11 protein-coding genes and 2 tRNA genes are annotated in these 15,344 nt (G+C 47.3%); 2 read left to right on the top strand and 11 right to left on the bottom strand.

Features of this window, described 5'->3' with window-relative positions:
- Positions 1 to 2: 2 nt before the first annotated feature.
- The 5 genes from G469_RS0101340 to G469_RS0101360 all read right to left on the bottom strand — a co-directional run bounded on the left by G469_RS0101340 (position 3) and on the right by G469_RS0101360 (position 4,257).
- Positions 3 to 1,430: an MATE family efflux transporter gene (locus tag G469_RS0101340; protein WP_035425221.1), complete on the bottom strand. Its 1,428-nt coding sequence runs from the start codon at positions 1,428 to 1,430 to the stop codon at positions 3 to 5.
- Between the two features lie 152 nt (positions 1,431 to 1,582).
- Entirely contained in the window at positions 1,583 to 2,605 is a 1,023-nt protein-coding gene (locus G469_RS0101345; RefSeq protein ID WP_028263516.1) for a Gfo/Idh/MocA family protein, read from the bottom strand.
- 314 nt (positions 2,606 to 2,919) lie between these two features.
- Positions 2,920 to 2,996, bottom strand: a tRNA-Pro gene (locus G469_RS0101350).
- A gap of 29 nt (positions 2,997 to 3,025) precedes the next feature.
- Complete coding sequence (locus G469_RS07965; protein ID WP_245579097.1) at positions 3,026 to 3,925, bottom strand: 4-(cytidine 5'-diphospho)-2-C-methyl-D-erythritol kinase; 900 nt, start codon at positions 3,923 to 3,925, stop codon at positions 3,026 to 3,028.
- A gap of 41 nt (positions 3,926 to 3,966) precedes the next feature.
- Complete coding sequence (locus G469_RS0101360; protein ID WP_028263517.1) at positions 3,967 to 4,257, bottom strand: Veg family protein; 291 nt, start codon at positions 4,255 to 4,257, stop codon at positions 3,967 to 3,969.
- Between the two features lie 180 nt (positions 4,258 to 4,437).
- Between G469_RS0101360 and G469_RS0101365 the strand changes: the two genes are divergently transcribed.
- Positions 4,438 to 5,529 carry a M24 family metallopeptidase gene (locus tag G469_RS0101365; RefSeq protein ID WP_028263518.1) on the top strand — a complete coding sequence of 364 codons (1,092 nt, stop codon included), beginning with the start codon at positions 4,438 to 4,440 and terminating at the stop codon, positions 5,527 to 5,529.
- 366 nt (positions 5,530 to 5,895) lie between these two features.
- A complete protein-coding gene (locus G469_RS0101370) occupies positions 5,896 to 11,211 on the top strand; it encodes a S8 family serine peptidase (protein ID WP_028263519.1) in 5,316 nt (1,771 codons plus the stop codon).
- Positions 11,212 to 11,344: 133 nt separating this feature from the next.
- Here G469_RS0101370 and G469_RS0101375 read toward each other — a convergent pair whose 3' ends face one another.
- The 6 genes from G469_RS0101375 to G469_RS0101400 form a co-directional block, all read right to left on the bottom strand.
- Positions 11,345 to 11,965 (bottom strand): putative ABC transporter permease, encoded by a 621-nt coding sequence (locus G469_RS0101375; protein ID WP_028263520.1) that lies wholly within the window; start codon positions 11,963 to 11,965, stop codon positions 11,345 to 11,347.
- Positions 11,966 to 12,011: 46 nt separating this feature from the next.
- On the bottom strand, positions 12,012 to 12,743 hold the full coding sequence (gene nagB, locus G469_RS0101380) for a glucosamine-6-phosphate deaminase (RefSeq protein ID WP_028263521.1): 732 nt from the start codon (positions 12,741 to 12,743) through the stop codon (positions 12,012 to 12,014).
- A gap of 94 nt (positions 12,744 to 12,837) precedes the next feature.
- Complete coding sequence (rdgB, locus tag G469_RS0101385; protein ID WP_028263522.1) at positions 12,838 to 13,458, bottom strand: RdgB/HAM1 family non-canonical purine NTP pyrophosphatase; 621 nt, start codon at positions 13,456 to 13,458, stop codon at positions 12,838 to 12,840.
- A gap of 18 nt (positions 13,459 to 13,476) precedes the next feature.
- The gene (gene rph / locus G469_RS0101390) at positions 13,477 to 14,208 is read right to left on the bottom strand and encodes a ribonuclease PH (protein WP_281171028.1); all 732 of its coding nucleotides are present in this window, start codon (positions 14,206 to 14,208) and stop codon (positions 13,477 to 13,479) included.
- Positions 14,209 to 14,217: 9 nt separating this feature from the next.
- The gene (gene murI / locus G469_RS0101395) at positions 14,218 to 15,111 is read right to left on the bottom strand and encodes a glutamate racemase (protein ID WP_028263524.1); all 894 of its coding nucleotides are present in this window, start codon (positions 15,109 to 15,111) and stop codon (positions 14,218 to 14,220) included.
- A 62-nt stretch (positions 15,112 to 15,173) separates the two neighbouring features.
- Positions 15,174 to 15,249, bottom strand: a tRNA-Val gene (locus G469_RS0101400).
- Positions 15,250 to 15,344 lie beyond the last annotated feature (95 nt).

Consider the following 15,344-nt stretch of genomic DNA (forward strand, 5'->3'; position numbering starts at 1 on the left):
TTTTATTGCCAAATCCAAGCTTGAATTTCTCGGATGCTTTCTTCCACCTTTGCCGTGGTATTAAATTGTGAGAGCGTAATCTTTGCGTATGGAATTGCCACAAAAAACGTAATGAGATCTGCCACAGGCTGTGCCAATTGCACACCCAATAAACCAAAGAAATGCGTCATGATTACTACGGCTGGCCCTAAAACCAATCCCAGACGACATGCGCCTAAAATGGATGCACCCCATACATGTCCCGAAGTTTGCAGCATGAAGTTGGTAATCATAGCCACGCCGGTAAGCGCTGCAGAGAAGCTTGCTACGCGCAGCGTAAGCGTACCAATGGCTACAACATCAGGATCTTGTCGGAAGATCCAAATAAGCTGTGGTGCAAACACACAGGTGCCTACACCAATGATAAGAACGCAAATCGTGGCTGCGCGTAATGCGAAAGTATACCCTTCTAATACGCGTTCATGGTGGCGAGCGCCAATGTTATACCCTAATACTGGCTGGTACCCTTGACCAATGCCAATTTGAATATAGTTAGCAAATCCAGTTATACGCTGAACAATGGCCATAGCAGCAACAGCGGCGTCGCCAAAAGGAGCAGCCGCATTATTTAGCAGCGTAGTTGCAATACCCAGCATAAGCTGGCGTATAAATGAGGGAACACCTCCGTTGTTTATCTCGCGAAAAAGCTCTGTAGTAGGACGCACCCACTTAAAAGACAGCGGGGTAAGGCCAATTTTTTGAGCCTCAAATAGCAGTAGGACAAAGCCAATAAACTCGCAGCTAATAGTAGAGATTGCGCTACCAGCAATGCCCAGATGAAACCCAAAAATGAGAAGAGGAGTGAGCAGCGCATTAAGCACAGCGCCCGTGGTAATAGCCAGCATAGAAAAGAGCGACTCGCCCTCGAAGCGTAGCTGCATATTAAGCAAAATGGACCCAGCCATCCAAGGGGCGCCACACAAAATAATACCAATAAACGTCTTTGCATACGGCAAAATGGTGGATGTTGCACCGGCCAAGATGCACAGTGGTTCAATGAATATGTTGCCCAGCAATGCAATACACAGACCAACTACAAAGGTGCACACTAGACCAGTCGAAGCCATAATATTTGCTTTTTCCTGCTGCTGAGCTCCCAAATAGCGAGAAATAGCATTACCGGTACCTTGACCAAAATAAAATCCTGTTGCCTGGATTGCTGTCATGGCAACAAAAGAAATGCCAATAGCACCAGATGCAGCGGTACTGATGTGACCCACAAAATACATATCCACCAGGTTATACAACGCAGTAACTAAGTTAGCCATGATGGACGGAATTGCCAGTGAGGTAATGAGCGGAGCAATGGGTCGCTCAATCATCTCGTGGTACTTCTCTTCGGTTGTTTGGTGCGCCTTTTTGGCAAACGCTGCTTTTATCGACGAAGTCATATACCTTACGATACAAGCCTTAGGCAAAAACAACGCCGTGAACGCGCATTCATCGCACAATCGTTACATTTTGCCGAGAAACGCAGGTGTCTTATGGGCATCAAGAAGTACGCAAAGATGCAGTATCTTAGCCGCTTGTTTATGTAGTTATCCTAGTTTGCGCGTATGTTTGTACATTTGTTTGCGCATTCATCCGCGGGAAACACAATCCCCGCACTAGCTCGGGCATCAGTAAGAACCTGCGCAATGGTTAGACTTTGCTCAAGACGCTGCTCGCAGACACCGCGATCGTTTTGTGCAATGATACGAGCAAACTCACAAAACTCTGCTTCCATACGGTTGGGTAAAGCAACATCATAATGCTGCTGTGTACCATCATTAAGATGCAAAGTAACGGCACCACACACATTGGGTGCAAGCTCTTGCGTAAGATAGCCTTTCTCACCCTGAATAGTATTGATAGCTGGAGCACCACAATCCTTTGCTGCAATAGCTACAGCCTTAAACCTGCCATAGTCCAGCGTAGTAATACCCGACGTATCTATATTGCGCGCAATATTAGCCTGATACTGCACAGATGTGGGCTTGCCAAACAGACCAACCAGCCAAGAAATACAGTAGGTGCCCAAGTCCATAAGTGCACCGCCAGATTTTGCAGGGTCAAATGCTGGCAAAATGGTACCCGCACAAAATGCATCATAGCGGCTGCTGTACTGGCTGTAATTAACCGACGCAATACGAACCTGCCCAATGCGCGGCAACCATTCTTGCAGCTTAAGATAGTTGGGCTGATATAACGTAGTAATGGCCTCAAGCAAAAAGACGTTTGCCTGACGTGCGGCCTGCACAAGCTCGTAAGCCTGTGTGACATTGCTCGCAAAGGGTTTCTCGAGAATAACGTTAAGGCCAGCGGCAATTGTTTGTAACGTGAGCTGGTGGTGGAGGTGGTTTGGCACCGCAAGATATACAGCATCGCAGGTTAAGCCATTGTTGACAGCGCTCAAGAAGCTATCGTAGCTGTTGAACGCTTGGGCATGGTACGTGTGTGCAAGCTCGCGAGTCTTCTGCGCAGATCGCTCCGTTCCCACAATAGCTGCCACATCCCAGCCCCAGCTTGCAAGGTTAGGCAGCGCATATGTTGCAATGAGTCCGGTTCCTACAACAGCGATTTTCATAGTGTCTCCAACTGTATAGAGTGATGAGTATATGTGCCTGCTAAACCTACGCACCTGATGAGCATAGGTGTCCTGTACCTCTTTATTATGCGGCATCGTGGCATAGTCCAATAGTGCTAAACGGCAAGACAAAGCATTGACAGTTTTTCTGGAGGTTTTGGGAGGGTTTTTGGGGTCTTCCTCCTCTTAGTTCTTAGCCTGTCATGTCATTATTAATATTAATAATGACATGACGCCACACAGGCTTAACAACAAGACAGCTGCGTAAACTTAACAAAAAAGCCACCGCACATGCGATGGCCTTAAACAGTTACTGGTCGGGTTGATGCGATTTGAACGCACGACCTCTCGGTCCCGAACCGAGCGCTCTACCAAGCTGAGCCACAACCCGATGAATAGCAAGGTTATGCTAACAGATAATTATATCCTTTGCGGGCCATGATTAATAATGCGTGTAGCAAGCCCATCGAACCCGCGAGCCTGTGCATCTTGTGCGATTTGTTGAGCTGCCTCGTGAGACTCACACAAAGCAAACGAACTGCTGCCCGAACCCGTTACCAATGCAGCAAGCACACCGTTTTGCTCCCTAAGCCACTGTATACTGGAGGCAACAGCGGGCACCAACTGACAGGCAATGGGACCAAGGTTGTTGTCCATAGCTGCACACAGAGCATCGTGCCTATTAGAACGCAGCGCCTCACGCACCGCCTGCAAATCCCCCACAGGGACAGGAGTAGCATCAAAAGCTGCATAGGCCTCGGGCGTCGAAACACCCACAAAGCCCGCAGGACGTACCAAAGCCACGGACACATCTTCCATAGCATCAAATTCTTCACGTAAGGTATCTCCCGCACCGTCCAAATAACATGGAATACCGCGTAGGAAAAAAGGTACGTCTGCACCAATAGAGCGTGCAACCTCCACGACCTTATCGGACGCAGGATCAATGTGATTAAACTCGCACAAGGCCAAAATAGTAGCTACGGCATCGGATGAAGAGCCACCCAAACCGGCTTGTGAGGGAATGTTTTTGTGCACGTGAATGGCGTAATTGGGCTCAAATCCAAACGCCCTGCCCATGGCAACAGCAGCTCGCCAACAGGTATTGGATGAATCCGCATAGTCCACGTCTGGAGTACACGCAATGGAAAGCTCAGACGCAGGAGCAACGGTCACGATGTCACAAAAATCTATGGCTGCCATAACGGAATCTACCGTATGGTAACCGCGCGCATCGCGTCCCTCGTGGACACCTAAATAGAGATTAATTTTTGCAGGCGCAGCATAGCGCAACTGACCAGGATATGTATCGTCTGTCATGCGAGTTATGTTTTGATGTCGTACGATGAATAACGTATGCTTTATTCTTCGATTACAAAGTCGAAGATTTTCTCGCCCGTATCGCTGTCGTACAACTCAACCGTGCCCGTAAGAACATCTACATATTGATAGGATTGACGAGCCGTGCGACCGCGACGCTCCTCAACCTCAACGATAAACAAAGATGGGTGAACGCCTACGAGCACACCCGCGCGCTCGACAATACGGCTGCGACCCAGGTTTGCACGCACGCGCAAACGCTGACCCTGCAACTCCTCGAGCTTCTCGCGAATCAGGTCTACCCTGTTTGCGGGGGGCATCTCGTTTTCCATAAAAACCTCCAAGTCCGCCTAACTGCGGATATGTGAGAATAATCATAATGAGCCAAAGATGAATGATACTAGGCTGTTTAATAGACCTCAACCCGCCCACTAATTAAACAGACCTTCTAACGGTACGCATTTTGGATAAACGGGTAAGATTGCCGTAGCTAACTTACAGAAAGGATGTCCATGAATGATGCTCGTGTAGCACGCGTAATGACAAATTTGGAGGCGCGCGGGCTTAAGCAGATGTTTATTTGTGATCCCATGTCCATTAAATGGCTGTCGGGCTATTACACCATGCCCATGGAGCGCTTTTTTGGCTTGCTGCTGGTAGCTGGCGAGAATCCCCTCATGTTTTGCAATCGTTTGTTCCCAGATGCGTCTGATGCCTGCAACAACATTGTCTTATTTGATGATACGGACAATCCTATTCCACTGCTTGCCCAACACTGCCTGCATGACCAGACACTTGGCATAGATAAAGAGTTGGTTGCTAAGTGGCTGCTCCCTCTTATGGACTCAAAAGCAGCTGCAAACTATGTGCTGGCATCGAGCGCTGTAGACGATGCGCGGTCCATCAAAGACGAAGCGGAAAAACAGGCTATGCGCGTAGCTTCTACCACAAACGATAAAGCCATGGAGTGGCTTCGTTCTCAGGTAAAAGCTGGTGTTACAGAGCTGAGCATTGCAGAGCGCCTGCTGGGCGAGTATCGCCGTTTGGGTGCACAAGATCACTCGTTTGACCCCATTGTGAGTTTTGGCGCAAATGCAGCAGATCCACACCACGAGCCCGATAACACCGTTTTGCAAGACGGCCAAATTGTTCTGTTTGATGTGGGTTGCAAACAGGATGATTACTGCTCTGATATGACACGTACCTTCTGGTTTGCTGGCGAGAAAAACATCGAGCCTGATGATCTTTCTTACCGTGTATACGAAACGGTACGTAAGGCAAACGAAGCAGCAGAGGCAATTGTCAGGCCTGGTGTGACCTTTGCAGAAATTGACAAAGCAGCTCGCGACGTCATTGCTGCTCAGGGCTGGGGCGAGTACTTTACCCACCGTTTAGGCCATCAAATTGGTCTGGTAGACCACGAGCCTGGTGATGTTTCTTCCACTCATGACGAACCCGTACAAGCAGGCCAGATCTTCTCGATTGAGCCTGGCATTTACATCCCTGGTAAGGTAGGCGTACGTATTGAAGACCTGCTCATTGTTACCAAAGACGGCTGTGAAATTTTAAACTCATATCCCAAGGAATTTACTATTTTGCACTAGAATTTTACTCGTACTATCTACGCTATTGCTTATATCATATACTTTTACCTGTACTTTAATCACATTGATACGACTACCCCAGGCTTACACAGCTGTACAACCTGTGGTATTTTTATGACGCATTTTTTTGACTCCCTACCACCGTTCACAAAATTTATAACACCGTTTATAAAATTTATAACACCGTTCACAAAATAAAATTTAGTGTTACCCTTAACTAACTTAACCTAGATGATTGGATCCATGTCTTTAGGACATACGCCAATCGTGCATGCAATACACGCGGATTCAACATGTATGCAAAGTGAATAGCGCAGACAAGCGAGTTGCACATACTTTTTTGCAACTCAGAAAGAAGGTGGGTGAATGAGAAAAAGATCATTGCTGGCATTTTTTATGAGTGCCGTACTTCTCATCAATAGTATGGGAGTACCCTTGGCACAGGCTCTACCATCACAGAGCACAAGGGTTGATGCATCACAAAGCACTCCGGATGGCAAAAAGCAGAGTACAGAGCAAGAAAACTATCCCATTTTGAGGGAATTTATAGACAACTCCCGCGTAGACCTCTTTAGCAATAAAGAAAAAACGCGTATTCGCCTTGTTGCAGAATGTAAACCAGGCAAACTCAGTGAACTGCGCGATGAACTTAACAAAATCCCTACCGTACAAATTTGTCGTGAATACACAACCATCTTGCAGGGATTCTCGTTTGATATTGCACCCGAGCATATGGAATATGTGCAGTCCCTTGCATGCGTACAAAAAGTTGAGCTGAGCCGCCCCATTGAGCCACAAATGATTAATGCAAAAGAGCTCTCTGGTGTTATCGAGGCTCGAAAAAAGCATGCAGAGCGTTATGGCAATCTTGACGGCCGTGGCATGGTTATTGCCACTATCGACTCGGGCGTTGATATAACAAGTCCCGAAATGCGCCTTGATGATGACGCTAAAGCTTCTGCAAAGATAAAAGATTTTGATCACGAGCACTTTACGGAAAAAATCCCCTGGGGTTTTAACTATATGAGTGGTGATACCAATCTTATTGATGACAATGCAAAGCCTCACGGCATGCACATTGCAGGCATCTTGGCAGGAAATCCCAAAGACGATAAGGGTACCGAAGGTGTTGCTCCTAATGCGCAGCTCCTTGCCTACAAAGTCTTTACCGACGCTCCCGTTACTCATGAGGAGGAAAGGGAGTTTGTTGGTGATGACGCTGTTTTTGATGCCATGGACGATGCCGTTGAACATGGAGCGGACATCATTAGCTTGAGCGTAGGCAAACCAGGCTCAGGTATGGACGGAGATATTTGGTCCGAAGTTGTTGAACGCACTACAAAGAAAAACGTAGTAATTGTTGCAGCTGTAGGAAACTATGCTTCGTCTGGCTCTACCAACACCGATGATAAATACAGCGACAACGAGCTTGGCGTGCGAGACAGCTCCACTATGGTTTCTGTTGCTGCACATCCTAAGGTTATTGGCGTAGGTTCTGCCTACAACACTGCCATTACCACCAAGCCTCTTACTATTGATGGCACCGAATACCCCATGGGAAGTGTTAATCGTCATAACGACAAATACATCCCTTCTCAAGAGGTTTCTTTCCCACTTGTATATGCCGGAACAGGTATGGAAAAAGATATCGCTGACCGAGAAGATCTGAAGGATCTTACGGGCAAGGTTGTCATTTTGGTGCGCGGCGGAGAATCTCTTAAAACAAAGATTAATCGCTTTACTACCAGGAAAGCTGCTGGTGTAGTAGTGCTCAATGCACCTGCCGGTTTAAGCTTGGGTAATTTTGATACCCATCCCATTATTGGATATGAGCACTTTGACATTACTGGCCATGCGTGGGTTGTAAGCGTTCCATCCACTGCACAAGATCATTTACGTGCAAAGGCCGAGAAGGGCGAGACCTGTACCTTCTTGTTTGGAGCTGACGATAAACTCTTTGAAGTGAAGGATGCTACCGGCATATCTGGCTTTAGCAGTGTGGGACCTGGAGCAAATCTTTCCATCAAACCAGATCTTGTTGCTCCCGGTGAAGATATTTTGTCCACAGGCAACCATGGTAGTCATGTTATTATGTCGGGCACTTCAATGTCCTCCCCCCATGTTGCAGGCATGGCAACGGTATTGGCTCAGCGCGTCAAGGAGCTAAACGGTGCCAGTAAGCTCACCAATGTTGACCTTACAAAAACCCTGCTCATGAATACCTCTGCTCCCCTTATTGACCGCGAACTTAAAGAAGCGTCTGGAACAGAGCTCTATTATTCCGTCCGTCGTCAAGGTGCTGGTCTCGCAAACCTTGACCGAGCTCTTGCAACTGAGGTTATTGCGACTTGCGAGAATAAACCTGCCGCAGAGCTTCATGAAATTGGACAGACTACTGATTTTGTCATTACCCTTCACAATCTTGGTAAGACCACGCAAAGCTTTACCATTGACAAGGGCACTCCACTAGGTGAGCGTCTTATCGATCGCGAGCGCGAAAACGAAGGAAATACCTTCACCTCGCATGTTATGCATGAATACCGTATTGATGGTGCAAGTCTTACTGGCGATGACTCGGTAGAGATCGCCGCTGGTGGTATGGCACAAATAAAGCTTCATCTGGATACAGGACAGGCTCAAGATGAGTTTGTCGAGGGTTATGTGCGCCTCATTTCTTCCAATAGTAACCAACCAGACCTTACCATCCCTTACATGGGCTTTAAGGGTGACTGGGGCAAAGAAGATGTTCTTGATCGTCCACAGTGGGAACAAGGAAACAAAACAGGGTTGGTAACGCTGTACAACGAGCAGCCCGGTGATGACCACGACACAAGAAACTACCTACCCTTAGGTCGTATGACTGGCGCTACCGTCTCTGATCCCCAGCTCTTTGCCTTGAGTACCGCTGGTATTAATGCCGGATCAACCTGTATTCGTAATGTGGTACCCCTGTTGGTATTCCTTCGTACAGCCGAGGATTACGAAATAGCCGTTGTAAAAGAAGAAAAAGAAGATGCGCCTGCCATTCGCACGCTGCGACATGGACATTTTGGAACAAAATACTTTGAGAGCGAAGCTCGCTACTACGATGGCAATGGATATAACGTGCCTGATCCGCTTGGAAAGTGGGAAGGTAAGGTATACGATCCTAAAACAAACGACTTTGTTACTGTTTCCGACGGGCAGTATTATTTCCGCATTAAAGCACGTACCACCTCTGCGGAAGACTACCAAACCACCTATATTCCCATTAAGGTTGACAGTAAAGCTCCAACCATGCAGGTTACGATTAACAAGGATGCACACACCGCATCTGTAGAACTGAGCGATGAAAATGCTATTTGGCATGTTGGCGCAACACTCGATGGCAACAAGCTTGAAACTGTCCGCCTTGACGATAAGCACTGGGAAGTGCGTGGAGTAAATCCTTCTACCTTAAGTGAAGGTACGCTGCGTATTGAAGCTATGGACTGCGCAGGCAACCCTGCCAAACCCTTTGAGACCAGTGTTTCCAAGGCTCACTTCCGTCTTACAAATCTAAGTGACGTGCAGCAGGGTAAAACCAATAAACTGCATCTTACCGTTGATAAAGACATTAAGAAAATCGAAGTCACCGATGCTGACGGAACACAAATAACCACCAGCCAGACAGCAGATGGTAGCTTTACCGTAGATTTAAGTGCACTTACCCCAGGCTCTCCAAAGATAAGCCTCAAGCTTTATGACGCGGATGACCATGTGGTACACAGCGACTCATTTGTGGTGCCGCATCATGCTCATGCACATGATGAAGATGATGATCTTGAAGACGAGGATGACGACACTTCTGATGATGAGAGCGATAAGTTTGAATCTGCCAATGATGTAGCCATTTCCAACGGCATGGTTATTGATAAATACCGTGCTGGCTTAGGCAATGGCGTGCATGTTGACGACAATGATCCAACAAAACTTTGGTATGACACAGGCGTTAATATTGGCAAAAATCAGCGCGCCGAGATGAACAATGTAAACGTTCATTACAACAAGACTCATAACATCAGCGACCGCTATAAGCCCCTCAGTAGCCTTGACTTGAGGCGTGGCGACGACAGCGATAGCGCACATGTAAGCGGGCAGCTGCACCTTGCTGATGGAACAAACTCCATTAACGTAAAGGTGTACGAAACCGATGCGCAGGGCAAAGAGCATCTTATTTTTGACAAGGGTTTCCATCTGTTTGTTGACACCGAGCTTCCTCAGGTCAAGTTTGATGATACAAACCTAGTATTCCTTGACGATGATGACGATGATTACTTTGCCGAAGCGTACACCAACACCTCAAAGCTGGAGCTTAAGGGCCACATCAATGATAACCTCGATGGCTGGCAGCTAGAAATTAACGGCAATGAGGTAGACAGCTGGCACAGGCTCGGTCAGTTTGGTGAGCAGGGCAAAGCCTTCACTCACATCCTAGACGCGCAGCCCGAAGACATTATTCATGTAAGTGCCAAAGATACTGCTGGTAACACTATGTGGCTAAAACTTAAGGTTAAGCTTGACCAGGAAGCGCCAAAGGTGGTGCTTGAAGCTGCCGATGGTGGTGAACTTACGCCCGACTCCAAACTAAAGACGGAGTTTAGCGATAATAACGACAACTCCCAGCTTGAAACCAGCATCAAGGTTAACGGTAAAACCTATTTGAGCGATACACCACTAAGCGACTACCGTACGGCACCAGGTGATGACAACTTCTACATCCAAGCCGTAGCACGCGATAAGGCAGGTAATGTTACCGAGAAAACCGCTCAGGTTGGCAATGCGCCTGCAGCTAATTTTGATGACGTTAAACTTATCAAAAATGCGTTTGATGTCTCGGAGCTTACCGATCCAGCAAAGATGCTACAGCTTCCCGATGGCGTACAAGCATCATTTGTAGGTGATGTTGATACCAGCAAGCCTGATACCACGGTATATATCAAGCTCGTTGACAAATATGGTCATGAAACAACTAAGCCCTTTGCTATTCATATCTTGCAAGACAGCGAGTTGGCACACGATAGCTCACTCAAAGCTCCTCTTAAAAAGAAGGCATATCTGCCCAGTGAGCTAAGCTCTATCAGTGACCTTATTGACTTGCCCGCAGGTATGGGAGCTACTCTGGTGCAAAAACTTGAGATAGCTCAGCCCGGCAATAAGAAGCTTAAGGTTCGTCTTTACCAAGCGGGCAACGCTGGCGGACGAGGCTCGTACAACGAGGTTGAATACGAAGTACGCATCCTTCCTCAGCTGGATGCCCGTCTTAAGAAGACAAGCTTCTATGCCAATGAGCTTACGGGCGTAGAAGCGCTCTTGGAGCTTACTGAAGGCCATCACGCTGAGTTGTTAGAAGCTCTTGATACAACACCAGGTGAGAAGGTCATAAAGGTACGCATAAGCGATGACTTTGGCCATACGCGTGACATGGAGTTTGCCATCAACGTTTTGGCTACGCCCAATAGTCCGCACAGTCATCATAATGCTCCCTTTACCAGAGGAAACACTGCGGGAGGTACATCCAACAACCACGGTACGTATGGCGTACGCAGCGGACATATGCTCCCCAAGACCGGAGATGCTAGTCTAAGCGCACTACCCGTTACTTTTGGCATCTGCTGTGTACTCACAGCTGTTGCAGTAAAGGTTCGTCGCATGCGCTCGTAACGTTCAAAGACGTTACACAGAGCAAGAGCAATAAGGCCAGCCTAGCAATAGGTTGGCCTTTTTATATTTGCTTTATTCTTCTTAGATGTATGCCACTTAATTTGTCGGGGCCTTACTTTTGAGGATGTACTTGCTAATGCCAGGTACCGCCCGTATCTATGACATGAAAAACAAAGGCATTAAGCAGGGCTAACACCACAACTGCAACCAAAACCCAGATAACAACTGCTAATGTTCGGAAGTTTTTACGAGCTACATACTCATATAAACGAGAAACACCACGCAACTGCAACAAACCAAATACACCAAAAGTAAGCGATGCACGCAAACAAATAAGCCCATCGGATGTAACAAGAAAATCCCAGCCAGGAATCCGATAATCCCATGTTTGCACCTGCAATAGATGTAGCATGGTAAGACCCGAAGCATATTCCAAAGCTGTTGCTAAAATGGTGGACTCTAAAAACTGGATATACGCATGTGGCTGTGGACGTCCCAGACCAAAAGCAAGTTCAATCACTACAGAACCTACCGCATATATCATCAAAAAAGGAATACCTAAACCGCCATGGCCAAGGTCTATAGGTACACCATTGAGTGGTGCACAAATAAAGACTTCGTACAACCAGCCAATACATCCACCCAGTAAAAAGACAAATGCAACACGAGTAGCCTTATCAAACCAAGGTGTTAGAGGCTGCGAGTCATTCGAGGTGTTTGGAACGCTCGATACAGTTGCATCATCGTGGAGCATATTAGACTCAACTCCTCTCTACACAAGGAAGGTACAAAGCAGCACCTTAGCGCGGGCAGCGTGCCAAAGCCTCCTCATCTACAACTACAACACAGTTGGTATGCAATTGCAAAATGGAAGCAGGAACCTGAGGAGTAACAGGACCAAAGCACATGTCATATACTGCCTCTGCTTTAGCAGCACCGCTTGCTACAACCAAAATGGAGCGAGCCATCATAATGGTTTGAACACCCATGGTATACGCCTGACGAGGTACATCATCGGCTTTCTCGAATAGACGAGAATTGGCCTGAATAGTGGACTCAGTAAGATCTACACAGTGCGTACCCTTGGAAAAAACCGTATCGGGCTCATTAAAACCAATGTGGCCATTATTGCCAATGCCTAACAACTGCAAATCGCAAAAACCCGCCTCTTCAATCATGTCATCGTAAGTGGTGCATGCTTCCTCGATATTAGGGTTAGCACCATCGGGAACATGCACATTGTTGGGATCAATATTGATGTGATTAAAGAACTTGTCGTTCATGAAGTAGTGATAACTTTGAGGGTCATCGTGCTCAAGTCCACGATACTCATCGAGGTTATAGGTACGCATCTGAGAAAAGTCTACGTCACCTTTCTTGTACCACTCAATAAGTTGACTGTAAGCACCAATAGGAGTTGTGCCCGTAGCAAGGCCAATCACAGATTCGGGTTTAAGAATTACCTGGGCAGAAATAATATTTGCTGCCTTACGGCTCATATCCTGATAGTCCTTAGCAGGGATAATCTTCATTACGCACTCCTTTACCAGGTGCTGAGATACTAAATAACCAGCCATCAAAAAACATACGCTCACATCATGACACAATGCGCGTACTTACAACATATTAAAGTTGAGAAGCCAAATCCTTAAGTGCATAAAAACGATGAGAAATGCTGTTCTTCTGCTCGGGCGTCAGCTGCGCCATAGTCATACCTTGCAGAGCTTCAGGCAAAAACAGAGGGTCATAGCCAAAGCCATTCTTGCCCTTAGGTGCATAACCAATCTTGCCAGGACAGTTGCCCTCACCCACCAGCACCGTGCCATCCTTCTTTACAAATACCACGCTGGAGTGGAAGTGTGCCGTGCGCTTATCCTCATCCACAAAGGTAAGCTCGCTCAGAAGCTTATTGTTATTTGCTTCATCGTTACCATGATTGCCCGCATAACGAGCGCTGTAAATACCAGGCGCTCCGTCTAATGCGTCCACTACCAAACCAGAGTCATCGGCAATTGCCGACAAACCCGTTTGTTCTAAAGCAGCACGCGCCTTAATGAGTGCGTTGGCAGTAAAGGTATCTCCATCTTCTACAGGCTCAGGAAAATCTCCTAGCTCGCCCAGAGCAACAAAACGTACACCAGGCAAGACTTCACTCAAAATGGCCTCAATTTCTACTACCTTATGAGCATTGCCCGTTGCCACCACAACAGTTTTTTGTGGATCAAGATCCAAGATGTCTATAGTCATGCCAGTCCTTACTTCCCTTTAATTCCTAAAATTAGTTACCTTATTTTGCAGCTCTAGAAGCTGGGTAATACCAGCTTGGCCCATATCAAGCAGACCAGTAAGCTCATCGCGATTAAACGGTGTTTGCTCACCTGTACCCTGTAGCTCAATAATGCCACCCTTGCTCGTACCAACAAGGTTCATATCTACCTGCGCACAAGAATCCTCTGAGTAGTCTAGGTCGAGCAACAACTTACTATCCACCTTGCCCATAGACACCGCAGCTACCTGATCCGTAAGGGGTAAACGCGCTATATTGCCCTTCTCAACCCACGCCATAAGAGCATCGTGTAAAGCAACCCACGCACCCGTGATAGAAGCTGTCCTGGTACCACCATCTGCCTGAATAACATCACAATCTACCGTAACGGTAATCTCTCCCAGAGCGCGCATGTCTACAACCGTACGCAAACTGCGACCAATCAGACGCTCAATCTCCATAGAGCGACCCTTACGGCCCTTATACTCACGAGCAGTACGCCTGTTGGTAGAAGCAGGAAGCATGGCATATTCTGCCGTAACCCAGCCGGCTCTTGAGTTCATGCGCCATTTGGGAACCGACTGTTCAATAGTGGCACTGCACAGCACGCGTGTATCACCAAACTCCGCCATACAAGAACCTTGGGCATTTTTCATGACATCGCGCGTAAGGGTTACAGGACGCATTTGATCTGATGTGCGTCCATACGAGCGCTTAAAGCTATCTACCACAACAATCTCCTAGAGCGTCTCGAGCTCAGAAAGCTCGATATGTTCAACAGAATCCAAATCATGACCAAAAACAAACTTTCCAGCCACCGCAAAAGAGGTAATGTCATCAGAAGTAGTTGCAAACCTATAGGTAGGCTCGGCATGCACCCCACGTGTTGCATCATGCATCCCTGCCAGTAAGCCACGTCGTTTAAGTGTTTCTTTTACCTCTCGTGCAGTCTCTTCCGCAGGATTAACAATACGCACGCCATCTGCACATGCCGCCTGAATTTGAGTGGATAGCAGCGGGAAATGCGTGCAGCCTAACACGACTGTATCAATACCTTTATTCATGAGGGGAGTTACATCTTTTTGCACCATGGCATGCACCTGAGGCGTATCAAAAATTTCTGGATTTTGCTTCCAGTCTTGATGCAAATGCCCTCCATTAGCCAGCTCGTCTTCTACCTTTTGCACAAAGCGCGGAGCCGCACACTGTGTAACCTCAACACCGACATCCAAAAAATGCAGGGCATGAACGTAAGAATTGGAAGCAACAGTACCTTGCGTAGCAAGCACACCAATTTTGCGCGACCGAGAAGCCATAATGGCTGCACGAGCTCCTGGCTCTATAACACCAATAACGGGAACGGGAAGCTCTTTTTGCAGAGTATGAAAGGCAGCAGCTGTAGCAGTATTACAAGCAATCACCATGAGCTTAATATCATGCTTTGCAAGCCATTTACCCACTTGTAGCGCAAATGTACGCACTTCATCCTGGCTTCGCGGACCATACGGACAACGTTTAGTATCTCCCACATACCAAATGGACTCATCCGGCAGGCAATCCGATAGCGCACGCGCAACGGTAAGACCACCAAGACCCGAATCAAATACACCAATGGGCAAACTAGGCTGCAACATACCAGTACCCCCAAATAGCAAACGAGCCCAATAGCTTAGCTACCGGGCTCGAGACATGTAAATGGTGGGCGATGAGGGATTTGAACCCCCGACCTTGTGCGTGTAAGGCACCTGCGCTAGCCGCTGCGCCAATCGCCCGAATGCGGAGAGAATCTTACCATAAAACGCGAGCCACATGCAAAATTATTTTACATTCCTCCACAATTTTGTTGAAGTCCCATTAAACTCCCTTT

Origin of the sequence: Atopobium fossor DSM 15642 (genome assembly GCF_000483125.1) — a bacterium.
Lineage (GTDB): Bacteria > Actinomycetota > Coriobacteriia > Coriobacteriales > Atopobiaceae > Atopobium > Atopobium fossor.

Excerpts from the sequence above, each read along its gene's own strand:
- murI (WP_028263524.1), bottom strand. The coding sequence starts at position 15,111 with ATGTTGCAGCCTAGTTTGCCCATTGGTGTATTTGATTCGGGTCTTGGT.
- G469_RS07965 (WP_245579097.1), bottom strand. The coding sequence starts at position 3,925 with ATGACAGACGATACATATCCTGGTCAGTTGCGCTATGCTGCGCCTGCA.
- G469_RS0101345 (WP_028263516.1), bottom strand. The coding sequence starts at position 2,605 with ATGAAAATCGCTGTTGTAGGAACCGGACTCATTGCAACATATGCGCTG.
- G469_RS0101340 (WP_035425221.1), bottom strand. The coding sequence starts at position 1,430 with ATGACTTCGTCGATAAAAGCAGCGTTTGCCAAAAAGGCGCACCAAACA.
- G469_RS0101370 (WP_028263519.1), top strand. The coding sequence starts at position 5,896 with ATGAGAAAAAGATCATTGCTGGCATTTTTTATGAGTGCCGTACTTCTC.
- G469_RS0101365 (WP_028263518.1), top strand. The coding sequence starts at position 4,438 with ATGAATGATGCTCGTGTAGCACGCGTAATGACAAATTTGGAGGCGCGC.
- rdgB (WP_028263522.1), bottom strand. The coding sequence starts at position 13,458 with ATGACTATAGACATCTTGGATCTTGATCCACAAAAAACTGTTGTGGTG.
- G469_RS0101375 (WP_028263520.1), bottom strand. The coding sequence starts at position 11,965 with ATGCTCCACGATGATGCAACTGTATCGAGCGTTCCAAACACCTCGAAT.
- nagB (WP_028263521.1), bottom strand. The coding sequence starts at position 12,743 with ATGAAGATTATCCCTGCTAAGGACTATCAGGATATGAGCCGTAAGGCA.
- G469_RS0101360 (WP_028263517.1), bottom strand. The coding sequence starts at position 4,257 with ATGGAAAACGAGATGCCCCCCGCAAACAGGGTAGACCTGATTCGCGAG.